This is a genomic window from Novipirellula caenicola (genome assembly GCF_039545035.1).
Taxonomy (GTDB): Bacteria; Planctomycetota; Planctomycetia; order Pirellulales; family Pirellulaceae; genus Novipirellula; species Novipirellula caenicola.
The window spans coordinates 670,189-695,323 of record NZ_BAABRO010000001.1; the positions used below are offsets into that span (position 1 = coordinate 670,189).

General features: G+C 55.2%; 17 protein-coding genes. 9 read left to right on the forward strand and 8 right to left on the reverse strand.

The window, feature by feature from the left end; genetic code table 11:
- Positions 1 to 170 precede the first annotated feature (170 nt).
- From ABEA92_RS02345 to ABEA92_RS02355, 3 genes are all read right to left on the reverse strand, one after another.
- Positions 171 to 1,349, reverse strand: coding sequence for a hypothetical protein (locus tag ABEA92_RS02345; protein ID WP_345682182.1), 1,179 nt, complete (start codon positions 1,347 to 1,349; stop codon positions 171 to 173).
- Positions 1,350 to 1,747: 398 nt separating this feature from the next.
- Positions 1,748 to 2,215 carry a tRNA adenosine(34) deaminase TadA gene (tadA, locus tag ABEA92_RS02350; protein WP_425572392.1) on the reverse strand — a complete coding sequence of 156 codons (468 nt, stop codon included), beginning with the start codon at positions 2,213 to 2,215 and terminating at the stop codon, positions 1,748 to 1,750.
- A 62-nt stretch (positions 2,216 to 2,277) separates the two neighbouring features.
- Positions 2,278 to 3,111, reverse strand: a complete 834-nt coding sequence (locus ABEA92_RS02355; protein ID WP_345682183.1) for a 3-keto-alpha-glucoside-1,2-lyase-like domain-containing protein — start codon at positions 3,109 to 3,111, stop codon at positions 2,278 to 2,280.
- Positions 3,112 to 3,307: 196 nt separating this feature from the next.
- Here ABEA92_RS02355 and ABEA92_RS02360 point away from each other — a divergent pair, with 196 nt between their 5' ends.
- From ABEA92_RS02360 to ABEA92_RS02380, 5 genes are all read left to right on the forward strand, one after another.
- Positions 3,308 to 3,751 carry a VanZ family protein gene (locus tag ABEA92_RS02360; protein WP_345682184.1) on the forward strand — a complete coding sequence of 148 codons (444 nt, stop codon included), beginning with the start codon at positions 3,308 to 3,310 and terminating at the stop codon, positions 3,749 to 3,751.
- A gap of 109 nt (positions 3,752 to 3,860) precedes the next feature.
- On the forward strand, positions 3,861 to 5,138 hold the full coding sequence (locus ABEA92_RS02365) for a glutamate-5-semialdehyde dehydrogenase (RefSeq protein WP_345682185.1): 1,278 nt from the start codon (positions 3,861 to 3,863) through the stop codon (positions 5,136 to 5,138).
- A gap of 57 nt (positions 5,139 to 5,195) precedes the next feature.
- Complete coding sequence (fliM, locus tag ABEA92_RS02370) at positions 5,196 to 6,293, forward strand: flagellar motor switch protein FliM (RefSeq protein WP_345682186.1); 1,098 nt, start codon at positions 5,196 to 5,198, stop codon at positions 6,291 to 6,293.
- Between the two features lie 398 nt (positions 6,294 to 6,691).
- A complete protein-coding gene (locus ABEA92_RS02375; protein WP_345682187.1) occupies positions 6,692 to 7,891 on the forward strand; it encodes a hypothetical protein in 1,200 nt (399 codons plus the stop codon).
- A gap of 209 nt (positions 7,892 to 8,100) precedes the next feature.
- Positions 8,101 to 11,184 carry a putative antibiotic biosynthesis monooxygenase gene (locus tag ABEA92_RS02380; protein ID WP_345682188.1) on the forward strand — a complete coding sequence of 1,028 codons (3,084 nt, stop codon included), beginning with the start codon at positions 8,101 to 8,103 and terminating at the stop codon, positions 11,182 to 11,184.
- Positions 11,185 to 11,263: 79 nt separating this feature from the next.
- Here ABEA92_RS02380 and ABEA92_RS02385 read toward each other — a convergent pair whose 3' ends face one another.
- The 5 genes from ABEA92_RS02385 to ABEA92_RS02405 form a co-directional block, all read right to left on the reverse strand.
- Complete coding sequence (locus ABEA92_RS02385) at positions 11,264 to 12,007, reverse strand: sulfite exporter TauE/SafE family protein (protein ID WP_345682189.1); 744 nt, start codon at positions 12,005 to 12,007, stop codon at positions 11,264 to 11,266.
- 778 nt (positions 12,008 to 12,785) lie between these two features.
- Positions 12,786 to 14,078 (reverse strand): glutamate-1-semialdehyde 2,1-aminomutase, encoded by a 1,293-nt coding sequence (gene hemL, locus ABEA92_RS02390; RefSeq protein WP_345682190.1) that lies wholly within the window; start codon positions 14,076 to 14,078, stop codon positions 12,786 to 12,788.
- 133 nt (positions 14,079 to 14,211) lie between these two features.
- Complete coding sequence (locus tag ABEA92_RS02395; protein ID WP_345682191.1) at positions 14,212 to 14,580, reverse strand: VOC family protein; 369 nt, start codon at positions 14,578 to 14,580, stop codon at positions 14,212 to 14,214.
- Positions 14,581 to 14,747: 167 nt separating this feature from the next.
- Positions 14,748 to 16,085, reverse strand: coding sequence for a COG3014 family protein (locus ABEA92_RS02400; protein ID WP_345682192.1), 1,338 nt, complete (start codon positions 16,083 to 16,085; stop codon positions 14,748 to 14,750).
- A 323-nt stretch (positions 16,086 to 16,408) separates the two neighbouring features.
- Entirely contained in the window at positions 16,409 to 17,128 is a 720-nt protein-coding gene (locus tag ABEA92_RS02405; protein ID WP_345682193.1) for a penicillin-binding protein activator LpoB, read from the reverse strand.
- A gap of 535 nt (positions 17,129 to 17,663) precedes the next feature.
- On the opposite strand from ABEA92_RS02405, the gene ABEA92_RS02410 reads away from it, so the two are divergent.
- From ABEA92_RS02410 to ABEA92_RS02425, 4 genes are all read left to right on the forward strand, one after another.
- Positions 17,664 to 18,182 carry a hypothetical protein gene (locus ABEA92_RS02410; RefSeq protein ID WP_345682194.1) on the forward strand — a complete coding sequence of 173 codons (519 nt, stop codon included), beginning with the start codon at positions 17,664 to 17,666 and terminating at the stop codon, positions 18,180 to 18,182.
- Between the two features lie 280 nt (positions 18,183 to 18,462).
- Positions 18,463 to 21,891: an isoleucine--tRNA ligase gene (gene ileS / locus ABEA92_RS02415; RefSeq protein ID WP_345682195.1), complete on the forward strand. Its 3,429-nt coding sequence runs from the start codon at positions 18,463 to 18,465 to the stop codon at positions 21,889 to 21,891.
- The gene (gene purN, locus ABEA92_RS02420) at positions 21,891 to 22,487 is read left to right on the forward strand and encodes a phosphoribosylglycinamide formyltransferase (protein WP_425572380.1); all 597 of its coding nucleotides are present in this window, start codon (positions 21,891 to 21,893) and stop codon (positions 22,485 to 22,487) included. Before ileS ends, purN begins: the two co-directional genes overlap by 1 nt.
- A gap of 1,861 nt (positions 22,488 to 24,348) precedes the next feature.
- A complete protein-coding gene (locus ABEA92_RS02425) occupies positions 24,349 to 25,050 on the forward strand; it encodes a transposase (RefSeq protein ID WP_345682196.1) in 702 nt (233 codons plus the stop codon).
- Positions 25,051 to 25,135 lie beyond the last annotated feature (85 nt).

A 25,135-nucleotide genomic window follows, 5' to 3' on the forward strand; every position in this document is an offset into this window, starting at 1 on the left:
AGAAGCAATATTAGCTCGCTTGCGAATGTCCGTCAATTCTTCGTTCCCGAGCGTCACGCCAGCCAGGTTAGGAAAGCTTCGATAGTCCTGGGTTGCCGTGGGCGCACAAAAAAACCGAGACACGCAAAAAGCATGTCCCGGTCAGATAATAAGCGTGGTGTATTTAGCGTCTAGCGGTTCAATTCGATACCGAATGTCGCACCGACCATCACAACGTCTTGGTCTTGCGAACCACCTTGTTGTTGATTGGTGCCGGTGGGGTCCACAGGACCGCCTCGCCAAATTCCGGTTGCCAAGTCGATCACTTGGACGCCGGTACGAATCTTGATGGCCTTGGTCAGTTGGTAGGCCAGTTCGCCGCGAATATCAAACCCGATCACAAACTCTTCGTTACGTTCGTACAGTGCACGTGTTTGCGTCGAGAAGTTGTTATCTGGAACATCTCCGATTCCAACGGTCGTTTCGACATCGCGTTGTGATCTCGCACATTGCAGACTGCCACCGACCATGCCGCGGAAGTCAGCGGAGTAGGTGAACCGGTCGCGGAACTTGACATATCGGAACCCAAACTGTGCCGCCAAGATTTCGTTCTCGGTGATCACCGAATCGGTTGTCAATTGTTCGTAGTCGTCACCAAAGTTGATGTCAGGCAGTGCCGAGCCGTCCGCGGTGGTGATGTAGTTCTGTTGGCTGTTGTAGTCGTTCAAGCGAGCCCAACGGAAACCGACGAACGGTTCAAGGATACCACCGTAGTGATACGGTTCCATACGCCAAGTCTTGTTCAACTCGTAGCTGTTGAAATCCATCACGTTGACCGAGTCGCCGACGAAGTACAAACGCTGGTCGTATCCCGGGGTGTTACCATCGCCTTGAATAATCGGCCCTGGATCATCTTCATCGTCGGGGTCGGCAACGACACCGAAGCGAATCAGACGCTCGCGAGCCACCACGTCTCGTTCACCGGGGCCGTTCATCTGAGTGTAGGTGAACATCCAACCGTGCTCGACGTCGGGCAACATGTAGCCGATTTCGTACCGATGTCCCCACCCTTGATCGAGTTTCGTTTCGGCGTCCTGCACGAGCTCGAGCTCAGGCCGCGAAGCGTAGAGAGCCAATCGATCGTACGTAGCAAACCAACCTGTGTTGGCCCGCTTCTTTGGCTTCATATCGGCCAAGTCCATATCATAGACAGGCCGGAACCATTGAAAGTCAGGATCGAACGCTAGCGGGTCCGCTGGTGGCACATGATCTTGTGCATTTCCTGTGGCAATGGCGCCTAGCATCGCTAATGTTGTGAGCAGGCTTGCCGTCAGCTTCCGTACCGACATCGCGTGTTCCACCGTCTTCATGAAGTTTGGTTTGTCAAGTGACACATCCGTCACTCTATGCCTATAGACCGCCCTCTGTGATCGACAACGTCCACACAGAGTCATGGCGGGTACACACCGAAACCGCCTCACGGCCACCACCGAGACCCCATTCAGGGTCATCGCGGTTTTCGAAAGAGCAATTCGGGTTGTACCGGTAGTATCGGCTGGCTCGATCGCGAAGGCTTAGTTTGTTTGGCAACAGAAGCAGCAAAAGTCCGAGAATCTGCAAAACCGGAACACTTTGCCATTGCTTTCCCGTGATTTCGGGGCCTTTTGCGATCCGGTTAACGCCTCTAAAAGGGGGCACGAACCGCTCGGCACGCTCTTTTTGCCCCCTTCTCGCTAAAAATCACGCTGCGACGACTCGATTCTCATCGCTACTTTTTCCCCATCGCTCGTTTGCTGGCAAAAAAGTCGGTCAGCACTTTACCGCAGCGATCGGCCATCACGCCGGACGTGACCAAACAGCGATGGTTCAACCGCGTGTCTTCGAGCAATCGGTACATGCTGGCCACCGCACCGGCCTTCGGGTCAGTCGCCCCGAAAACGACGCGTGGGATTCGCGACTGCAAGATGGCTCCCGCACACATGATGCAGGGTTCAAGAGTGACATAAAGCGTGGTTTGCTCGAGTCGCCAATCTTCGACGGCGGCGGCAGCTTGTGTGATCGCGATCATTTCCGCATGCGCTGTTGGATCCTTCAAGCTTTCACGTTGATTTGATGCCGCCCCGATGATCGAGTGATCGCGAACAATGATCGCGCCGACCGGAACTTCATCCGCATCCACCGCCTGGAAAGCCAATTCGAGCGCTCGCCCCATCCAATACGAGTCAGACTCGAACATCATCTTGGCTTGCAGCTGTACCTCGGGGGATTCAAACGCACGGAGTTCCATTTCTCGATCACTCACTTCGATTCCTTTTCCTTTTGCTTCGCATCGTCTTTTGTGGCAGCTTCTTTTGTGGCGGTGTCCGTTTCGGAAACAGCGTCGTCGGATTCGTCCTGATTTTGAGACGCTAGATCCTCTGCCGTCAATTGGCGGACCCGCATGTTGCGAATCTCGGAATCGCATTGAAATGCGGCCACTCCCAACGGTTCACACTGCTCCATCTCGGCACGAATATCAAAGACGTGCCCCTCCCGCGGTTGATCGATCAATTTTTTGCCGTCGATCCAGCACTCGATGGCGTTGTCGGTCACGCGAGCACGCACCTTGTACCACTTGTCATTGTCAAAGTTGCGAAATTGGGTCGTCGCATTCTGGCTGGCGTCATTGTCGTCGATGTTGCTGATCCCCAGGATCCCGCCGCCCCAACCGCCCATGATCAAGCTGACCTTGGACTCGCCCACCGGGAACGTCAAACCGCAAAAGAAGTCGTACCCTTCGGTCCGGCGGGCTTCGAGTGCAATCTCGTAGTTTTCTCGCAACACGTCGCCTTCCCAACGAATCCCCGACAGCGGGTCGCCGTAACCGATCTTGGCCGAATTGCCTTTGATTTCGACTTCCCCATCACCCCCAAATTGACAAACTACCCAGGAACCTTCCAGCGGTTTCCAATTCTTCGCAGCGATTCCTTTTTCGTTATCAGTTTTCTCATCAACCTTCGCTTGGGATTCCGATGGAACCGCTGCAGGGGCCGGGTCGGATTCGGATGATTGGGCCAGAGCCGTCTGCGGCGAGACCGCCCCAAATATCGTCGAAAGAACGATCGCCAGCGTGAAAACGTTGGTGTTTGCCATGGTTGTGATCGCGAAACGCTTGCAAAGCAGCTGGTTTAGCACCGTCGATACCTTATCTAGAAAATTGGAAAGGGGATGGAGATGGAAGATCAGACACCACAGGCACACCCGACAGAGGGGAAAGTCCGGCATTAGCCGCTTCGCCCGCTGACGGTCCTTGTCCAAACGCCTTGTCATGAACAAAACGGAGTTTCTAATGTCTTCTGCTCCAGCTTATCCCAACATGGGGACATCGATGCAGTCTATCACGAAAAAAACGATCCTTGGTTTCCGGTTAGCGATCTTTGCGTTGGCCGGGTATTGGTTGGTTATTTTCGTGCTCACCCATATTCCTAGCTCGATGATGAAACCGCCCAAGATCAGCGACAAGATCATGCATTTCATGGCTTTCGGGGGGCTGGGGATGCTGATGTGTTACGTGACGACCTCGGATCGGTTGATTCGGCGATTTAGCATGATTGCGATCATTGGTATGAGCTACGCAGCGATCGACGAATACACCCAAGGCTTTGTCCGCGGCCGATCGCCCGATCCGATGGATTTTGTCGCCGACACCGCAGGCATCCTGTCGGCGATAGCCGTCTACGCGACGCTGCGGGGCATTTATTACCTCTGGAAATCACGAGCCGCGTTGGCTTAGCGATCAATTCGCCGTTGACCCCTCGCGGTGCATCGTCGACAATCTCTCGAAGGCTGCTAAAGCCTCGAAATTGCCTAATTTGATGCCGCTTGGAACCCTTCCGGTTAACATGTCGACGACTGCTGCTACCCCTGAAATCGCTCAATATTGCCTACAAACCGCAGAAGCCGCACGCGCGGCCTCGTATCAACTTGCGTCGCTGGATGCGGAGGTCAAAAACCGCTGGCTTCGCCATGCTGCCGATGCTTTGGTAGCTGCCAGCGACATGATTATCCAGGAAAATGAAAAAGATCTCGCGGCGGCCCCGGATTACGGTTTGACCGATGCCGCGATCGATCGATTGCGATTGGATGCGGGGCGGATCAAGTCGATTGCCACCGGACTCGAAGAAATCGCGATGCTTCCTGATCCTGTTGGCGAAGTGATCGAAGGACACACGCGGCCGGGGGGACTGCAAATTCTGAAGCGACGGGTTCCTCTCGGAGTCGTCTTCTTCATCTACGAAAGTCGGCCCAATGTGACCGCGGACGCCGCAGGCATTTGTGTCAAAAGCGGCAATGCCGTCATCTTGCGTGGTGGGAAAGAGGCGATCCACAGCAGCAAAGCGATCGTCAAAGTGTTAGGCGAATCGGCCGAAGCATGCGGGGTCCCCAAGGACGCCGTTCAATTGGTCTCGACCACCGACCGACAAGCCGTCGGCGAATTCTTGTCGCTTGGCGAGTTGATTGATGTGACGATCCCTCGTGGCGGTGAAGGATTGATTCGCCGCGTTGCCGCCGAAGCGACGATGCCGGTCATCAAACACTTTGACGGCAATTGCCACGTCTATGTCGACCAAGATGCGGATATCGAGATGGCGGTCAACATCATCGAAAACGCCAAATGCCAGCGAATGGGCGTGTGCAATGCCTGTGAATCGCTGTTGGTGCACGAGAAAATCGCGGCCGACGCGCTTCCCGCCATCGCCAAACGATTGACCGAGCGAGGTGTCGAAATTCGCGCCGATGAACGCGCGATTACCTGGATCGACAATGCGTTGCCAGCGACCGACGAAGATTGGTCGACTGAATATCTAGGACCCACGATCAGTGTCGCGGTCGTCGGATCGATCGAGGACGCCGCCGCCCATATCAATCGCTACGGTTCCCATCACACCGATGCGATCGTGACCGGCGATCTGCGTGCCGCCGAAACCTTTACCACACTGGTCGACAGCGCGGCGGTGATGGTCAACGCCAGCACTCGATTTAACGACGGCAGCGTGTTCGGGTTGGGCGCCGAGATTGGCATCTCGACTGATAAATTTCACGCGCGTGGCCCTTGTGGTCTTCGCGAATTGACCACCTATAAATACATCGTCCGCGGCGACGGCCACGTGCGAACTTAGTGCGACGAATCGGGTTTGCCACCGAAGCGAAGATCGCAACCAACAAGGACAAGGGATATGTCAGACGAATCGCTCAGCCAGAACCAAGTCGAAAGCTTGCTCAAAGCGATGGAAACAGTCGATGGACCGGCGCGGGATGCGACCGATTCCGATGCCGCCGAAGCAAAGCAGAACGAGACATCGGCCGTACCACCGCGTGGGAAAACGGCCCATCAGAAAGTGTCGGGACTGCTGCCCGAGGGCACGCGAGTCACCTCGTACGACTTCAAACGTCCTGAACGCGTTGGCAAGGACCAAATGCGGGCGATGCATTCGCTGCACGAAACGCTGGCCCGAAACTATGGCGCGTCGATGTCCGGTTTGTTGCGGACCATGACCGAAGTCAAACTGCTAAGCGTCGACCAGCTGACCTACAGCGAGTTCGTCTTCAGCCTGGACAACCCCAGCTGCTTTAGCGTGCTGAAACCAAGCCCGCTCGAAGGCCACTGGATCCTTGACGTCGCTCCGACGCTTTCCTACGCCGTGATCGACCGCATGCTCGGCGGCGATCCCAAGCCAGGTGAGGCGATTCGGCGACCGCTGACCGAAATCGAAACACGACTGATTCGCCGCATCGTCGACCTGTTTCTCGAACAACTCAAAGTCACATGGGAAAACATCGTCGAACTCGAATTCGACATCGACCGGATGGAGAGCAATCCCCAGCTGGTGCAAATCGTTCCACCGAACGAAGTCATCATCTTGGTCGGATTCGAAGTCATGCTGGGCAAGAACCGGGGCATGATGAATCTGTGTATCCCGTTCAACACGATCGAAGGTTTCAACTCCCAATTGTCGCGTAATGGCTGGGTCGGTTACGGCAAAGGAAAGCCAACGGAAAAATCACGCGAACGGATTTCCACCAGCATCGAAACGGCTCCGGTGGATGTTGTCGTCACCTTGGCGAGGTCTAAAATCCGCACCGGAGATTTATTGGAACTGTCGGTCGGCGACGTGATCACGACCGAGAAGGAAGTCAACTCGCCACTGGAGCTGTCGATCCAAGACGTCCCCAAATTCAACGCCCGCGCCGGTGCGTTCAAAGGCAAAAAAGCAGTCCGCATCGAATCGATCCTCGAATCCAAACGCATCCCGCCCGAAGAAGAACCCGAGTAGCCGAGGGGGGACGCGTTTACACTCGCGGTACGGTTCGCGAGTTCAGCGAATCGCGGTGCGTGCAATCGGATTCATCGATCCCCATTCCTACCCTGCCCCCCATTCCCACCCTGCCCCTCATTCTCACCCTTTTGTCCGGCGGCGTAATCGGTGGTGAAATCGAATCTTCTAGACCGCAATGGTTGCCGATCGCCGTCGCGAATTCCTTGAAAAATTGCCGCAGCAAGCACGAGGTGGGCAAAGTAAATAACGCTAGCCCGAGTGAATGCGCATCGAATAACCGATAGCCGCTGATCCACTCGCTTGCTCTGCAATGGACGACTACCTGCTGACTATAATCATGCAGTCGAAAAACCATTGCTCCTGGCTGCTTGCGGCCCCCTCTCGGATCGAAATCCATGTATCACTCCATTGGTCATTGCCTACGCTTGCCCTCTCTACTGGCCATCTCGATGTTGGCCACCCTGACACCCCTCTCGGTGCAAGCGAAGAATCAAACCACTGCAGAACGCCAACGTCCAAAGCTTCAAATCATCAATGCCAGCGACCAAACGGTCGACATCTTTTGGCTTGCCCCCGAAGGCAAACGCGTTCCCAACGGAACCTTGGAACCTGGCGACGATACCGTCATCACCACCACGCTTGGCCACCAGTTTGCAATCGTCGGTCGCCAAGACAAACACGAGCAAACGGTCACCAGTAAAACTCGGGTGCAAGGGATTCGTTTCGATTCGAACGGTCAAGACGGAGTTCCATCGTTTTACTCGCAATCAATCAAGGCCCATGGTTTTCCGATCGTGGCCTCGGCAACGGTCAATCCATATGCCCTCAAAGAAGCGAAGTATCTGATCGAAAAGATGCTTGGCAATCGCGAGGACGTGTTGAAGGCGATGACCGATAGCGGCGCTCGGTTATGCATCATGGCTCACAATGAATTTACCACCGATCTACCAGAGTTCGCTCATTTCGCTCGCAAGGCTCCCGCCGATTTTTCGCAACTCGATGGCAAGGACTACTGGGACGCTCGCGCCCGGGGCACTGGCGGAAGCGAAACCGATCCCTTTTGCTCGGTCGGCGAAGAGAACTTATTGGCCTACCCGGGCGACCCGTATGCCGCGGAAAGCATTTTGATCCACGAACTGGCCCATTGTATCCATCTGCGAGGAATGCTTAATGTTGACCCCACTTTCGATGACCGGCTCAAACAAACCTACAAAGATGCAATGGAACGGGGGCTTTGGAAAGGAAAATACGCCAGCGTCAATCGTTTTGAGTATTTTGCCGAAGGCGCCCAATCTTGGTTCGACGACAACCGCGTCAACGATCACGATCACAATCACGTCAATACACGCGTGGAGCTGATTGAATACGACCCCGGATTGGCGGCGATATGCCGCGAAGTTTTTGGCGATTTCAAATTCAGCTACAGCAAACCGACGACGCGATTAGAAGGGCATCTCGAGGGCTATGACCCCGAGCAGGCACCAATATTCAAGTGGCCCGCACGGCTAACCCATGCCAAGGAAGTGATCCGCCAATACGCTCGCGACCGCGACGCCAAAGCCAACGCAGCCGATGCGAGCCCAAACGCCGAGTAGAAGGGTAGCGATCATTCGCTGTGCAAACGGTTGAAATCCTTCGAAACTCCGGTGAAATGATTTCCACCGGGTGACAACCGTCCACTCTTCGCTCTGATCAAAAACCACCCAAACCCCTCAAAATGGTGAAACCGCATGTTTTGGCGGCTATACTGAATCTCAGATGTAGATTGATGTATAGGCTTACCTGACACCATGTGGTTTTCATCATGAGTGGCGAACGAGGCTCATTGCCGACTGTGTTCACATGGATGGGAGGTGGATTGATCGTTGGGATTGCGGCACTATTTGGTCTTCGCCCGGGCGATCATGCTGCGTTGCCGGATCCACCAAGTCCGGCGATTCATTCGGATGTGTCCAATGCGATGTATCCGTCCATCGAAGGGACGATCAGTTTGCCGGGATCGATGTGGGAAGATCCGTTCACACATGCCTATGGCGACGAATTACAAAATCTCGCATCGAAGATGCCAGATCATTTGTCCGCCTCGGATGTGACGGCAATCCTGAAGGATAGATTGGGCGACGATGGCCGAATCATGTACCTTGTCGTCCCGGTGCCGGGGGCGGTCAGCAGCGATAGCGATGGCTTAGAAAGCCACGTACGGAAACGCCACGCCGTCGAATTGGCGTTGGCCAATCAAGGATTTAATCTGTCGTTTCCCAACCGGATGGCCTATCGACCGGTCACGCTGAACTATCACTTTTCATCACGCTCGACCGAACGACGACGACAGCAAAAGGCAACCTCACTTCCCCGCCCTACCGAGCCGAAAGAGAATTCTGCGGAGCAGAACGAGCCCCCAGCGGAGCCGACGGACGATCCTGCCGAGCCGCAAGAGAGCGCTGCCGACACGACCAAGGTTCCGCCGCATCAGCAATCGACCTCCGTCGAGATCTCGACCTTTCTACCGACAAAACTTTACAAACATCGCAACACCGCCGACTATGTCCTGATCACGTGGGTCCAAGAAACTCATCTCGGTGAACAACCGCTTTCAACGCTGTACGATATCCTGCAACCGATCATGGTTGCCCCGCAAGGAAAGAAGAATTCAGCCTTCGCACTGCTGGGGCCTACCTTTAGCGGAGCCCTGCGTGATCTCGTCCGAGACGGCGAGCAATTGGGTTCGACCGACGATCACGAAAAGGCCGTCGCGTCCTTTTTCGACCAATGGGATTTAGGCGCGGTCGTATGCAACACCAATTGTACGGCGACGGACAGCAGTCTTGGGTTGTCGCCGGGACAGACCGATCTAGAGATTGGCTCTCACCGTTTTGTCAAACTCATTCACACGATCGGATCGGACGAGCGACTTCTAACCGCGCTGAAGCGTGAACTTAGCCTTCGCGGCGTGTGGCCGACCGATGGGTCGACGAGCAAGCTGGTGATCTTTGCCGAGCAGAGTTCGCTTAGCTATGTCGAGGAAATGCAGAAAAGTCTGTTTGAAACCAGCGACCAGCAGCCCGTTGTCATCCCCTATCTCAAAAACATCGCCGCCTCTAGTAGCGAGCAATTCGGCGGGAATTCTCGTGGCGGTCATTCATCGGTCAAAGACTACTTGAATCGATCGATGGAAGAACTCGGCAAGATGGCGTCGTCGCGGCTGATCAACCCCAGCCGAGTGCGGGCGGTAGGGATACTTGGATCTAGTTGGGAAGACAAGAACTTGATCTTGGAAAAAGCCCGCCCCATCTTTCCTGTCGCCACGTTCTTTACCACCGAGCTGGACGCACGCTACAGTCTGCCGGATTACAACGCGCATACGCGGAATTTGGTCGTGGCATCCCATTACGGATTGGGAGTCCGCGGCCGCAGCAACATTTTTGGACGTGTCAACAATATCCCTAGTTTTCGCGATGGCTACCAAACATCGGCTTTCGTCGGAATGTCGGTGTTATGTCATGCGTTTCTAGAGCAGAAGCTGAAGGACGATCGATTCGAAAAATATTACGGCGACGTTTCACAAGACCTTTTTGATCTGGTAGGAAGAAGGCAAACGCAAGCGTCCGAGTCCATGTCGCATGCCTACCTGCAGCCGCTTGCATTCGAAATTGGCACCACCACCCCGATCCAGTTGACGGCGACGCAAAGTCCCGAATACTTGCCGCTGCGTCAACCGGCCGGCGTGACCTCGATCCACGAACATCGATCCCTGATCGGGGCAATCGTGGTAGCGATGCTAGGCATTTTTCTTGGCTTCAATTTCTTGGCCGCGTTTTCCACCGACGCATCCAATTTCCGCGACCGACTGCGAAATGGATACACGGCCACCACCAACTTTTTCAGAAACTTTGTCTTCAATAGTGGGAACGCCCAAAAACACGACACGGTGTGGCCCATTGCGATTCCGGTAGTCATCGGCATTTTGATTATCGCAATGATGGTGATCAGTGACCGATCGGTTCAATCCGAGCCGATCCTTTTTACCGATGGCGTCAGCATTTGGCCGACCGTGCTGGGTTTGTATTTGGTAATCGTGCTGAGTGTGCGAGAGATCAACAATCGCTTGCCCAATTTGGCTGCCGATGCCAAAACGTCGCTGCAACCTCCGCCGAGATTGTTGACATGGAAGTTAGCCCTAACCATTGCCATTGTGTTTTACGTGATCTCGTTTTTGGAAAGCGGATTCATTGAGCCGCCCGCTCGCGACTGGGCCGTTCGCTGGCTCGCAACCGCACTGCTGTTCGCCGCCACATTGTGCGTGTTGTTGGTGGCGTGCAAGAGTCTTTTGTTTTCGCTGTATGCCCGCAAGGTGATCGAAACCTTCCGCGATGACATACCGACGTCCAGCTTCACCGACGACGATGGAAACGAGGTGCAACGCAGAATCGTCAATCGATGTCGCAGCACGATGAAGCTTAGCATTAACGCGAGCCGCAAACTGCTGTGGCCCGCTGTTTTATCGATCGTCTTCATCGTGGCCCGATCGAATTGGTGGGACTCGTGGGGGCACGACAACAGCTGGATTGCACTGTTGGTTTCGCCCATCATCATCTCCTTCGTCGCGGCGATCGTCGTGCGATTGACCGCGGTGGGATTCCGATCCGAAGCACTCGAGTTCCTCAGCCATCGTCGTTACGAACTGCTCTCGCGGAGTGATGCGGACCAATATGATGATGCCACCAAGTTGTTGGCAGAGTCGATCAAGGAGATCACGCGATTGGACCAAGGGCCCTTTGGACCGCTCTCACGAGACTACTTGTTAGGCGCCGCCGCGTTGGTTGCGACGATCCTATTTACCGGCCCCGTGGGCGCGATGTTAACTCGCGTTTTGACGATCGTGCCGTGATGATTCGGCCGTGATGATCGTCACCTGGGATCACATGACTGCCCCCCATCAAAACGCGTGCTATTGGAAACACGCTTTGTTAAAAGAAGGTCAACTTCACGCCGGTCGCCAGCATCACGACGACCAGGAAGACAAAGACGAATCGGTTCCCTTTGCGGATCGCCAACTTCGCGCCGGTCACCCCACCGGCGACATTGCCGATCGCCATCACCAATCCCGGAGCCCATTGGACCAAGCCGTAGCTGACGAACACGATCGTCGCCGTCAACGTGACGATAAAGGCGATCCAGTTTTTGATCGCACTCGATGCGACCAAGTCACCCGTGTTCAACAGGCTCATCGCCAGCATCAGCAAGATTCCCAAGCCGGCTTGGATGAAGCCGACATAGATCCCGATCGCGAAGAAAATCGGCAACATCTTCCAGCTGAGTTTTTCAGGTTGTGCATTGATCTGGGTCAACCGCTTTGGATTCAAACATAGCAGCACCGCCATCGCCAAAAACATCACGCCGAAAAGTGTTTTGAAGGTGTCGGTGGGCAAGTAAATCGCCATCAACGCACCGACTGGCACGCCCAAAAGCGTCGGCACGGCCAAGCGAAACGCGAGCCGCTGGTTGAATTGCCCATGGCGTCGGAACGTCGCCACGGCCGCCGCACTGGACAACAGAATGGCGACCCGGTTGGTTCCATTAGCCAATTTCGGATCCAGTCCGAACAACATCAGCGCAGGCAGCGTCAAGAACGAACCGCCACCGGCGATCGTGTTGATGATGCCTGCCAAAAAGCCTGCAACCATCAGTAGCAGGTACCAGAGCCATTCCATTTAGAGTCCATCATGATGTGTTGGGTATATGTCATCACGCCAAAACTTCGCTCCGCCGAGCATTGTCGCACGGCTTTCCAAGCCGTCAGCGTGAATCGCGTATGATCGTCAATTCATTGTCACCGTCACGCCAAAACATCACTCCGCCACGTTACCGCCGCCATTGTCGCACGGCTTTCCAAGCCGTCAGCGTGCATCGCGTGTGATCGCCAATTCATTGTCACCGTTACGCCAAAACATCACTCCGCCACGTTTCCGCCGCCATTGTCGCACGGCTTTCCAAGCCGTTAGCGTGAATCGCGTGTGATCGTCAATTCATTGTCATCGTCACGCCGAAACTTCACTCCGCCACGTTTCCGACGACCAGTGTCGCACGGCTTTCCAAGCCGTTAGCGTGCAGCGCGTGTGATCGTCAATTCATTGTCACCGTCACGCCGAAACTTCACTCCGCCACGTATCCGCCGACCATTGTCGCACGGCTTTCCAAGCCGTCAGCGTGTATCGCATGTGAACGTCAATTCATTGTCACCGTCACGCCGAAACGTCGCTCCGCCATGTTTCCGCCACCATTGTCGCACGGCTTTCCAAGCCGTTAGCGTGCAGCGCGTGTGATCGTCAATCCATTGCCACCGTCACGCCGGTACTTCGCTCCGCCACGTTTCCGCCGCCATTGTCGCACGGCTTTCCAAGCCGTTAGCGTGCATCGCGTATGATCGTCAATCCATTGTCACCGTCACGCCAAAACATCATTCCGCCATGCTCCGGTCGACAAGCGTTCTTAAAACGACGCCAACACTTTCTTTGCCGCGTCGATCGTTTGATCGATCATCGCTTCCGTGTGCACGCGACTAAAAAACAGTGACTCGAATTGGCTACACGGCATATAGATGCCTTCGCCAATCATGCCCCAGAAATACCGTGCGTAGGCGTCGCGATCGCTGCGATCGGCGTCGTCCCAGTTCCGCACCGGATCGGGATTAAAGAACAACGTCACCATGCTACCAACATGTTGCACTTGATGAGGCACACCGGCTGCGGTTGCCGCCGCGGTGAGTCCTTCGGCGAGCCGGTCGCCCATTTTGTCTAGTGACTCGTACGGCGACTCTTCTTTCAAAATTCGCAGCGTCGTACTGCCCGCGGCCACCGCAACGGGATTCCCGCTCAGCGTGCCTGCTTGGAAAACCTTGCCCGCCGGCAGCACTTGATCCATGATATCCGCGCGACCTCCGTAGGCGGCCAACGGCATGCCACCGCCGACGATCTTGCCCAACGTGGTCATGTCTGGAGTGATCCCAAATCGCTGTTGAGCGCCGCCGTAAGCCAATCGGAACCCCGTCATGACTTCGTCAAAGATCAGGATCGTGCCCGCTTTTTCGGTGATTGAGCGGAGTGAGTTCAAAAATTCAGCCGAGGGGATTACCAATCCCATGTTGCCCACGACCGGTTCGAGGATCACCGCGGCGATCTTTGATCCGTGTTGATTGAATGCCTGTTCCAAGGCAGCGACATCGTTGTAAGGCAGCACGATCGTGTCGCTGCCGGCTCCCACGGTAACGCCGGGCGAATCGGGAACGCCCAGCGTCGCTGCGGCACTGCCGGCGGCCACCAACAAACTATCGACGTGACCGTGATAGTTGCCCGCGAACTTGATCACTTTGTCGCGGCCCGTCGCACCGCGAGCCACGCGAATGGCGCTCATCGTCGCTTCGGTTCCGCTGTTGACCAAACGAACTCGCTCGATCGACGGCACCGCATCGATGATCTGTTCGGCCAGTTCGGATTCTGCTTCGGTCGGCGCTCCAAAACTGCTTCCACGCCCCACCGCGCGGACCACCGCTTCGACCACTTCGGGACATGCATGCCCCAAAATCATCGGCCCCCACGAACCGATGTAATCAAGAAACCGACGTCCATCGATGTCAAAGATGTACGCTCCCTCGGCACGATCGATGAACAACGGCGAACCGCCCACGGCGCCAAATGCACGCGCCGGGCTGTTGACCCCACCGGGAATCAACGCACGAGCACGATCGAAAGCAGCAAGACTTTTGGGACCAATCGAATGATCCATCGTTTTTGATGTCACGGGAAGCTGATGGGAGAGAGAGGGGGGATGACGAACGCCATGCTCAAATGGCAACAGTCCCCGTAGATTACCTCAAAATCGCAGTCGGCTTTAGCCCGGGTGATCGTGATCCGCCAGATTATTTCGGCGGCATGCAGAGTTCGATCCAATGGCCGTCGGGGTCTTGCACAAACGTTTGCAGGGCGCCGTCCGGCCGTATTTTGCGGGATAACCGCGTCGCATGATGCTTGTCCAAGTGAGCCTCCCACTCGTCCAACGAGTCGACTTCCATGGCAAAATGGCCGCCGCGATGATGAGAATGGACAGGCAGACTACGATCGCCAATCAGATGCAATTCCTGGCGTTCCCCGATCTTGAACCATGCGCCGGGAAAATCGAATGCGGGACGATCCAATTCAGGCAGATTCATTGTGTCACGGTAGAACACAACGCTTTTGGCAACATCGGCGACGTGGATGGCGATATGGTTCAGCTCGACAGCTTTCATGCGGGCAACTTTGTCTTCGGCTTTGTCAACGGCGGCAACATCAAGAAACGAGGATCCAAGCCTATCGTAATCCGTGAACGCCACAGGAAGCAGCGCCCGAGGGCGATCAAGGTCCGATCTACTCTACCCTACCGTGCGAAAGCGGTAAAACCGTGTCACGCAGTAAATCAGTTCGCGTTGACCGGATAGATCGTTTGATCGGGCGCGATCACGATCAAATACTCGTTTTGGCCATCGATCATCGTGACCGGGGTCTTCACACCCACCCCCATCGGGTCGCCGTTGATCCCCAGTGAGTGAAGCGAAATCTCGTGTTCGCCAGCGGGCAATTCCACTCGCAACACCTGGATCTCGCGAGGCAACAGGCCCCAGCATCGCGTATCCGCATGCTCGGCACTGCCCCACGCCGAAGCGACGGCGAACTGGAACAACGATCCGGCGGCACCGTTCAAACCAAGCTGGTTTCCCGTCACTGCCACGGTCGTCTCTTTGGTCGCCCGCCGCATCACCGCTCGGGCTATCGTCCAAGGCATCTCGGCTTCGACTTGTCGCGTCGCCAACGCCCCGACATCCGTCAACGTCTGGGTCACACCAATCGCGACCCCATTGGCACGCGCTCCGATGGCGACAACATTGGACGGTGGAATCTTGACCTTCGGGACTTTCACCGTCGCAATATTCGGCAGCAAAAATGGGGCGGAATTGCCACCACGATTGTTTTGCACATTCATCACCGCCGATGCGATCTGCATTGCCGCGGTGGTCGTCGGAGCATCGACCTGCTCTAGCACCGGCCCGCGACCGACACAGGCGATCACGTACAACACGCCATGGCCAGCGGTGCTGTGAGCCCCTCCGCTGGCGCGAGCCACGTCGGCATGAGCCGGTGCAAAATTGGGCTGCACCGCCGTGACAAGTTGGTAAGCGCGAGCGGCGTCGTCGTAATCATGGTGCGTGGCTTCGCGTAACACACCACGCAGGTAGGGTGCCAGCGCAATCGGTTGATAGGTTTCGGCTGCCGATTCGACGCCTCGCTCTTCTGCCTCGGCCGCCAATTCCGATTGACGCATTGCCGCCTGCATCGCGTAGCTCTCGGCGTCCTGGCCATCGGTCGCCAATGAACAAACTGCCAACATCGCCCGGATCATGACTTGTTCGTAGCCAGCCGGGCGAAAAGGGCGAGCGGTATCATCGGTCACGATCGATGCGGTTTCATGAATCGGTGCTACCTTGGGCATCGCGTCAAAACGGTCCCGCAACTTGCGTAGCCGAGCTTCCGCGGCGGCCGCATCGCCGCGAGCCAATTCGATCATCGCCAAATCCAGTGCCGCGGCATCTCCGAAGCGGTGACGCGATTTGGCAAGCTTGGCAAGCGTCTCATGCGATTCGACCAAATCGCCGCGAGCGAACGCGTCGCGTGCGGAATCGATTTTGCGCAAGCCAGCGGAGCAGCCGCCTACCAGCAACAACAGCAAAATCGCGACGATCGACGGAACTCGGTTCATGCTTTTCAGATCGTTTTTATCCGGCGGTGATTTTGGCGACGGCCCCCACCTCGTAAGTATTACGCCGCGGCCATCCAACAAGGCCAGCCGTGACGCTTGAGCGGCCAGCCATCGGCATCGGTCACTCCTTGGTGCCTTACGGCTAATGCCATCTACTTTGGGTAGCAGTGCGGCGCGGAGCCCGTCCGGTTGCGGCGAGTAAAACGTTCGGTTTTGACCGGGCGGCTCGCGTCGCTCCGCTACGAAAATCACCCGGTTGGAGCGACAGTAGATGGTAATGGCCTTGCGGCCCGCGGATCTCGTTTGAACATCAGCTCGCCGAATCAACCGTCACCTTGGCCGAGACCAAAGTTCCACCATTTTCCAGCACGTGTCTTCGAATAGCCTTTACGGATCGTCGCCGACTCTTTCAAAAAGTCACCGGTATGCAAGTTGACCATTTCAAGTGTCAACAAGTAGTCACGCTGGGTGGTCTTGTTGCGGTCCGTCGTGCCGCTGGTGATGGTGGCGTACAGCAAGTAATCCACGGGTGCACCTTGGCGCCCAAGTGCCGCGGCGAATTGGGTTCGGTTCTCGGGCAAAAAAAGCGAATCGGGACGAAGCCGAGTTTCGACTAAGGCCGCATCGACCATGCGTCGGCTGATACAGCGGAATGTTTCAGCTGAATTGATTTGCGAATCGATCCGCTCGTACAACTGATCTTTGAAATCGATCATTTCCTCGGCGCTCTTGTTTTCGATCCCGATAAAGCAAACGGTGGCCGGCCCGGAAGCCAGCGCGGATCCGATTTGCCCATCCATCTGCATCGCGTTGGCCGATTCGAACGAGACGGTCTGGATCGCTGGCGGGCATCGCCCCAACAACTTGGCAACCGACTCATCCACCAACGGGTTCCAAGTGGCCGCGCCGGCCGCATGACTGCCGACAAGATCCTTGTCGTTGGCGGCCAGAATGTGTCCATATTGTCGGCCTGCACACCCCACCGCGACGCTGATACAACCGATTGCGAGCAAAGGGAGCGATAGAACAGCAAAGTTTCTCATAGGATTTCCATCCGTTAAATCCGCAACGATTGATGATTCCAAGGTGGCATCGGCGATCCCTTGCCCCCGACAATGCGTTTTACTGGGCACCGACGGGATCCGGCGGAGCTCATCAAAGGTGTGTTTGTGTGAGGTTGGATTGACAATGACGCTGTCCAAACGACGGGAAAAACTTGGGAAATCAAAATTTCTGCAAGAATTCCTCGCTCGAATGTTGCCAGTCGCCTTGTCGGTTTGATGTGAGGTATCAAAATGTGGTTCACGTCGGCTAGAGCACTGCCCTTGGCGAGAACTTGGCCAATCGGGTAGTGATTGCCACCTGATCCGATTGAATCGGATGTTCCGGTCGAACTGCGTTGACAAATTGTGCTGGATCGAGAAACTCACGCAGTTCTTCCTGTCCCCCCAAAGCACCGCAGACTACCCCATGTGAATCATCCCCGTCATTTGTGCAGCTACGCTTGACGGCGATCCATGCCAGAATTTGCTATCGAACTGGCTTTCTACAAGAATTTTCTGAGATCTTTCATCACTTATGCCTACCCCTACCGAACAATCCGAATTGGTTCCATCGACCGCGACATCGCCCACCGTTCCGCGAACAAATCCGCACGAAGGCGACTATTTAGGCGGCACGTTTTCGGGACAGATGACGCCGCCAACCATGACGGCATGGACGGGGGGTGCGATTTTGCCTTCGCCAACATCGATCGATGACGACGATTTGCTTGATGATGACGACGACGATGATGGGGACGAGGACTCCGGATTTGGCTCCGATGACGACTCCGAAGGAGGCGGCACGGGCGACGACGGATTCAACGATGGACTCGATGAAGACGACGAGGTCGATGAATTCGACGATATCGACGAAGATGATTTCGATGACGATTTTGACGACGATTTCGAGGAAGAACTCGAAGACGACTACGAGATCGAGATCGAAGACGAAATCAGTGCCGAATTTGGGCTGAGCAGCGGCGACGGCACCGAGGACGACGAACTGGAAGATTTCGACGACTTTGACGACGTCGACGACGACCTGAACGACTAGATCCCCCGTTTCGGTAGTGGAGCTTGCGAAAGCTCCCTGTTTTCTACGTGCAAGTGGATCTTTAGCAAGATCCACTGCCCAAAATCAGCGACTCCCAACGCACTCGTTAGCGTCAGCGGCGTTGGGCATGGCTGTACCGCGAAATCACGCCCGCTCTTCGAACACAGGTCCTGCAAAGGTGTCTTAAAATCGGATATGGTTTCCGATTAGTTGTTGTCTGGCGGAATATTGAAATTCGCCGACTCCCGAACACCTTTGCCCTAGCGTCTAAAAGCGATTGATGATGCCCGCTTCCGTGAGTCCTTTCCGTGCTCCACCGAGCAGCCCCAATTTCCCAAAACTTGAACTCGAAGTTTTGCAGTTTTGGGACGATCACGACATCTACAAAAAATCGTTGGCTCAGCGTGCCGATGCTCCTTCGTTTGTCTTCTACGAAGGCCCTCCGACCGCGAATGGCTTGCCGCACCCTGGCCACTGTCTGACCCGCTCGATTAAAGACGTTTTCCCCCGCTACAAAACGATGCGAGGCTATCGCTGCGAACGCAAAGCGGGCTGGGACACGCATGGTTTGCCGGTTGAAGTCGAGGTGGGCAAGGAACTCGGCATCCACAGCAAGGAAGAGATCGAAGCGTTCGGTGTCGAACCCTTCATCCAAAAATGCCAACAGAGCGTGTTTCGCTACATGCAGCAGTGGCAAGACCTGACCCGCCGACTCGGATTCTGGGTCGACCTGGAAAAGGCCTACGTCACCTACCACCAAAGCTACATCGAAAGTGTTTGGTGGAGTCTAAAGACACTTTTCGAACGCGGGCTGTTGTACCAAGGACACAAGATCGTGTGGTGGTGGGCCCAAGGCGGCACGGCGCTGTCCTCGGGCGAAGTCGGCCAAGGCTATCGCGAAGTCGCCGACCCCAGCGTGTATGTGCTGTTCCCGTTGGTCAACAATCCCAAACGTTCGCTTGTCGTATGGACCACGACTCCCTGGACGCTGCCAAGCAACATGTACGCGGCGGTCCACACCGAATTGGACTATGCCGTCGTCCGTGACGACGAAACCGGCCAAGAACTGGTGATCGCAGCCGACCTAGTCGAAACGATCGCAGGCAAACTGAAACGCGAACTTCCCGTCCTGGAAACCGTCTCCGGAAAATCGCTGGTCGGCCAGCGTTACGTTCCTCCGTTTGACAACTATTACAAAACACTCGGCGACGCGACCGGCAACCTGACCAGCGGCGAATCCGAAGCGTTGATGTGGCGAGTCGTCTCGGCTGACTTTGTGACCACCGAATCGGGTAGCGGTATCGTTCACCAAGCACCAGCGTTCGGCGAAGTCGACTACGAAGTGCTGACCCAAGAGCAAGCACGTTTTGTCGAAACCGATCGGCCCGAGCTGTTGTGCGCGGTCGGACCGGACGGCAAGTTCACTGACGACTTTGCGGAGATGAAAGGCACTTGGGTCAAGGACGCCGACAAACCGATCTCGCGGATGTTACGCGACGCCGGCAAGTTGTTGTTGCTCGAGCAATACCTTCACGATTATCCGTTCTGTTGGCGAGCGAGCGAAGATCCGCTGATCCAATATCCACGCCGCAGTTGGTTCGTGCGAACAACCAAGTTCCGCGACCTGATGCTGAAAAACAATTCGCAAATCGGCTGGCAACCTGAACACATCCAAAACGGTCGTTTTGGCAATTTCCTCGAATCCAACGTCGACTGGGCACTGTCGCGTGAACGTTTCTGGGGCACACCGCTGCCGATCTGGGTTTGCCAAGAAACCGGACAAATGGAAGCGGTCGCCAGCTACGACGAAATCCTGGCCAAACCGGGTGTCCAAGGAACCGAAGTTTGGGAACAGGCCAAGGCGGCCAACCCCGAATTGGCGGACGATCTGCGAGTCCACAAACCTTACATCGACGCGGTCACCTATGATTCGCCGTTCGCCGAGGGTGCTCGGATGCAACGGGTGACCGAGGTCATCGACTGCTGGTACGACAGCGGTGCGATGCCGTTCGCCCAATGGGGCTGGCCTCACCAAAACCACGAATCGTTCCAAGATCAATTCCCCGCCGATTTCATCTCCGAAGCACTCGACCAGACTCGTGGTTGGTTCTACAGCCAATTGGCGATCAGCACGATGTTGTTCGGCGAAGGGGCCTCGATCAGCGAACGAGAAGATGGTGGCGAAACTCAAAAGGTGTCGGACACCCTTTCCGACGATTTGGCCGCTCAAGCCTACCCGCATCCGTATCGCAACTGCATCGTGCTGGGGTTAATGCTCGGCGAAGACGGCAACAAGATGAGCAAGAGCTTGCGAAACTATCGCGAGCCCAACGAGATCTTTGACAAGTACGGTGCCGATGCACTGCGTTGGTTCTTCTTTGCTGGGCAACCGCCGTGGACCGCCATCCGCTACCGCGAACAATCGATCAAAGATTCGATCCCCGAGTTCCTGCTGCGACTTTGGAACGTCTTTAGTTTCTTCAGCATCTACGCCGGTATCGACGGTTTCGATCCTACCACCGCAACCGACGCGGACGATCAACTCACTTCGGCAAGTTTGGCGTCGGCTCCAACGTACCGCGATATCAGCGAGCGAAGTGAAATCGATCGCTGGATCATGTCGGAGCTGAATCGCACGAATGAAATCGTGGTCGACCGCATGGACGTGCTGGACAACTACAACGCGTGCCAAGCGATCACGTCGTTCGTCGACGGATTGAGCAATTGGTACGTTCGCCGTAGCCGCGACCGATTCTGGGCCAGCGACAAGGACTCGCAAGACAAACACGATGCCTACTGGACGCTGTACGAATCGCTGCTGCAGATCACCAAGATCGTCGCTCCGTTTGTGCCGTTCCTATCCGAAACGCTTTGGCAAAGCTTGACCGAACCGTTTGGAGATCGCACACGAAAGAGCGTCCACTTGTGCGATTACCCGGTCGCCGACAACGATCGCATCGACGCGAAACTTTCGACCAGCATGAAACTGCTGCGTGAAATCGCCTCGCTTGGCCGTGCCGCACGCGCCGAAGCCAAACTGAAAGTCCGCTTGCCACTTTCGCAAGTCGAAGTGGTGTTGGCGGATGATGCAGAGATCGATTGGCTGAAGTCGCACGACTCGCTCGTTCGCGAAGAATTGAACGTCAAATCGGTCGACTACACCACCGAAGGCGACCAGTACGTGCAGTACACCGTGGTCCCAAATTTCAAACGACTCGGCCCACGCGTTGGCAAAAACATGCCGGCGGTCAAAAAAGCACTGACCACCGCCGACGGCAACACGCTGCTGACGGCACTGGGGCGTGACGGATTCGTGGAAATCGAATTGCCCGGCGGTGAACCGTTGAAACTCGATAACGAAGACATCGAAGTTCGCTTGAAGGCCAAAGAGGGCTGGGCCGCCAGCCAAGGTGCCAGCAGTGTTGTCGTTCTGAACACCGAGGTTACCGACGAACTCCGCCGCGAAGGGATCGCCAAGGACCTGATCCGAACGATCCAAAGCAAGCGGAAAGAAATCGATTGTGGTTACACCGACCGCATCACCGTAGGCATCCTCAGCGACGACATCGAAGTCGCAACGGCGCTTAAAGAACATGGTGATATGATCTGCAGCGAAACGCTAGCCAGCGAACTTCGCTCCGATGCGATCGCGGGTACCGAGCCGAGCGAAACGGAATTCGGCAAAGTCTTTGTGCAAAAGAACGTCTGATGCCAGAATCCAACATGAGCGAATCGAAACTTCCCATCGCGGTATTCCTGAGCGGCAGTGGGCGTACGCTTGCCAATTTGATCCGCCATCGTGACGAACACGGGTTGCCAATCGAAATTCGATTGGTGATCAGCAGTCGTGACGATGTTCGTGGCTTGGAGATCGCCAAAAACGATGGCATTCCCACGCGAGTGGTTCGTAAACGTGATCACCGCGATCCGTTTGAACACTCACGTGAAATGTTTGATCCCTGCCGCGAAGCCGAAGTCAAATACGTCGTGATGGCGGGCTATTTGAATCATGTGCTCGTCCCCAACGACTTTGAAAACCGAGTGATCAACATCCATCCGTCGCTGCTGCCGTCGTTCGGCGGTGCGGGGATGTATGGCCACTTCGTACACGATGCGGTACTAAAGCGAGGCGTCAAGATCAGCGGCTGCACGGTCCATTTCGTCGACAACGAATACGACAACGGTCCGATCATTGTGCAAAGGTCATGCCCTGTAAAACCCGATGACGACGCCGACACATTAGCCGCCCGCGTGTTCGAGCAAGAGTGCCTGGCACTGCCCGAGGCGCTACGAACCCTGCTCTAAAAAAAAATGCCACCCACACAGATGCATATTGAAGCGGGGCATCTTGCATTTAGGGGGAAAAGCTTCGGAAATTCCCTCGGTCCTACCCAACTGGCTAGGTGCAGAGAAAATGATGGAATGTAATACCGACGTCCCGACCGATCGCTCGGATCTTTGAACCACACCCCGCAAATGTCAGGCTCTTCGGCCCGGAACACAGCGTTTAGAAAACGACAGAAAGATTTTTTTGCTGACGTTGGGCTTCTCTATTTTTCTGTCGCATCAATATTTCTGTCGATACCGACCGCGGTACGAGCAAAGGTGCCCGGCACTCATTCACCCCGATCCGTATGGTCCGAGAGGCCCAGTAACGATCAATCTCGCGAATTCCGGTCCCGGGTTCACACCTAAACGCCAAGTGTTCGACGTAATGTTACGACATAAAGTTATCCCTCTTTCTTTCTGCCTTGCCGGAGTATTGACGTCTTTTATCTATGCGAAGTTCGTCGGCATCGTAATGGTGAACGACGAGATGAATAGGCTTGGTCATGCAAGCGTCGACTGGACAAGCCCTCAGATCGCCCATCTGAACACGTTGCATTTCATTCATGTCGTCCTCCCCAGCTTACTCGAACTAGCATGCCTCCTAGGTGGCTCGGCAATCTACTTTCTGAACTCTGCCAAGAACATTCGGTGGCTTTTTGTTTGCGTGCTGATAGCTGCGTGGTTGTGTTCGCGTTGGAAAGATTTGATTGGCAACCTGTTTATGTTGATAGACTGAAGGTAGCACTCGGAGCCAAACAAAATCATTTCCGCGAAGACGGAGGACAAACAAATGTACGACCAACGCGAGAAAGCCCAACGAGACGATGAGTGGGCTATCTCTGGCGCCCGAGAAGAAGGATGGAATTCAAAAGGGGGTATGAATTCAAAGGGGTCAAACCTCTTTTTCAACCAACAGGGACACAGCATCTTTTGTGATTGTGTCGCAACATTGAATGAGAGCTTGGTCAAAATCTGGAATCGGTGGAATCAGTTGCTCGCGTGAAGTTGTGCCGATAATTGCCCCACCAGGGCGAGCCCACGCGGAAAGCAGCTTGATTGGTTTTCGCGATCACATTTTCTAACCTTGCTCCCCTTTTTCGCTAACGCGTGTCAAATCGATTGCGGACTTGATCAGAGTGAGTTTGCTGCGTCAGAGAGGCAGCGTGATGCTACAGCTCCAACGCCAAACAGCGGACGAAGAAGGTTGGAAAATGGGAGATTAGAAAATGCAGGAACCGATGCGACTCGCAGGTTTCTGCATTCCCGATCGCAATGCCCGTAACGTCGCTCATAAACTGTGCCCTGCATCGGGGATGATCGTGTCGCAGAATCCAAAGGGGTCAAACCTCTTTTTTAGTCAACTGGGACACCGCAGCTTTTGTGATTGCGTCGCAAGACTGAAAGAGAGCGTGGTCAAAATTTGGAATCAGTGGATTTGGTTGCTCGCGTGAAATGGTGCCGACAATTACCCCACCAGGGCGAGCCCAAGCGGAGAGCGGATTGATTGATTTTCGAATTCAAAGGGGTCAAACCTCTTTTTCAATCAACTGGGACACCGCAGCTTTTGTAATTGCGTCGCAAGACTGAAAGAGAGCGTGGTCAAAATTTGGAATCAGTGGATTTGGCTGCTCGCGTGAAATGGTGCCGACAATTACCCCACCAGGGCGAGCCCAAGCGGAAAGCGGATTGATTGATTTTCGCGATCACGTTTTCTAGCATCTCATTCTCTAACATTAGTTTCCTCTTTCGCTAATGTGTGTCACCTCGATTCGATTGCAGACGATCAAAGACGCCAAACCACTTTCTTTTGTCCTGAGGTCCCGCTTACAATCAGAGAATGCCACGATCTCCGAGAGCTGACGAAGCAGGCGGAATTTACCACGCCTTGAACCGCGCAAACATGAATGCGACGATTTTCAAGAAGGAAGGCGACTTCCTCGCTTTTGAAAATGTGTTGCATGAGGCATTGGGTCTGTATCAAATCGAACTTTACTCGTATCAATTGATGACGAACCATTGGCATTTGATTGTTCGTCCATTGGTCGATGGTGAAATGGGTCGGTTTTGCAAGTGGGTTGGAGGCACTCACACGATGCGGTACCACGCACACTACAATTCCGCCGGACGCGGACATCTCTACCAGGGCCGCTTCAAGAGCTTTCCAATTCAGGACGATGAACATTTTCTGGTTGCCTGTCGCTACGTCGAGCGAAATGCGTTGAGGGCGAACATGACGCCCCGGGCGGAAGACTGGCGATGGGGGTCCCTTTGGCGTTGGCTGCAACGGCCCGAGCCAGACCCGAAGTTATTGTCTCCGTGGCCCATCCCTCGGCTTCCAAACTGGGTCTCTCGTGTCAATGAACCTTTGTCGGAAAGCGAGTTGAAAGCGATCCGAATCTGTGCGAATCGCGGTGCACCGCTGGGAGATGAAGGCTGGGTCGAATCGATTGCCAGGCGGCTCAACCTGGAATCCACAATGCGGCCAAGAGGGCGTCCACGAGTTCAACCAAGGCCGGAAAGCATCGAAAAAGAGGTTTGACCCCTTTGTTTTAGGCGACCTGGATGGCAATGGGGCAAGCTGCTGGCGTCGTTGGCGGTGAAGGGTAATTGTGAGTGCGATGCGA

Excerpts from the sequence above, each read along its gene's own strand:
- ABEA92_RS02360 (WP_345682184.1), top strand. The coding sequence starts at position 3,308 with ATGTCTTCTGCTCCAGCTTATCCCAACATGGGGACATCGATGCAGTCT.
- tadA (WP_425572392.1), bottom strand. The coding sequence starts at position 2,215 with ATGTTCGAGTCTGACTCGTATTGGATGGGGCGAGCGCTCGAATTGGCT.
- ABEA92_RS02385 (WP_345682189.1), bottom strand. The coding sequence starts at position 12,007 with ATGGAATGGCTCTGGTACCTGCTACTGATGGTTGCAGGCTTTTTGGCA.
- ABEA92_RS02395 (WP_345682191.1), bottom strand. The coding sequence starts at position 14,580 with ATGAAAGCTGTCGAGCTGAACCATATCGCCATCCACGTCGCCGATGTT.
- ABEA92_RS02425 (WP_345682196.1), top strand. The coding sequence starts at position 24,349 with ATGCCACGATCTCCGAGAGCTGACGAAGCAGGCGGAATTTACCACGCC.
- purN (WP_425572380.1), top strand. The coding sequence starts at position 21,891 with ATGCCAGAATCCAACATGAGCGAATCGAAACTTCCCATCGCGGTATTC.
- ABEA92_RS02405 (WP_345682193.1), bottom strand. The coding sequence starts at position 17,128 with ATGAGAAACTTTGCTGTTCTATCGCTCCCTTTGCTCGCAATCGGTTGT.
- ABEA92_RS02375 (WP_345682187.1), top strand. The coding sequence starts at position 6,692 with ATGTATCACTCCATTGGTCATTGCCTACGCTTGCCCTCTCTACTGGCC.
- ABEA92_RS02355 (WP_345682183.1), bottom strand. The coding sequence starts at position 3,111 with ATGGCAAACACCAACGTTTTCACGCTGGCGATCGTTCTTTCGACGATA.
- ABEA92_RS02345 (WP_345682182.1), bottom strand. The coding sequence starts at position 1,349 with ATGAAGACGGTGGAACACGCGATGTCGGTACGGAAGCTGACGGCAAGC.
- ABEA92_RS02410 (WP_345682194.1), top strand. The coding sequence starts at position 17,664 with ATGCCTACCCCTACCGAACAATCCGAATTGGTTCCATCGACCGCGACA.
- hemL (WP_345682190.1), bottom strand. The coding sequence starts at position 14,078 with ATGGATCATTCGATTGGTCCCAAAAGTCTTGCTGCTTTCGATCGTGCT.
- fliM (WP_345682186.1), top strand. The coding sequence starts at position 5,196 with ATGTCAGACGAATCGCTCAGCCAGAACCAAGTCGAAAGCTTGCTCAAA.
- ABEA92_RS02365 (WP_345682185.1), top strand. The coding sequence starts at position 3,861 with ATGTCGACGACTGCTGCTACCCCTGAAATCGCTCAATATTGCCTACAA.
- ABEA92_RS02380 (WP_345682188.1), top strand. The coding sequence starts at position 8,101 with ATGAGTGGCGAACGAGGCTCATTGCCGACTGTGTTCACATGGATGGGA.
- ABEA92_RS02400 (WP_345682192.1), bottom strand. The coding sequence starts at position 16,085 with ATGAACCGAGTTCCGTCGATCGTCGCGATTTTGCTGTTGTTGCTGGTA.
- ileS (WP_345682195.1), top strand. The coding sequence starts at position 18,463 with ATGATGCCCGCTTCCGTGAGTCCTTTCCGTGCTCCACCGAGCAGCCCC.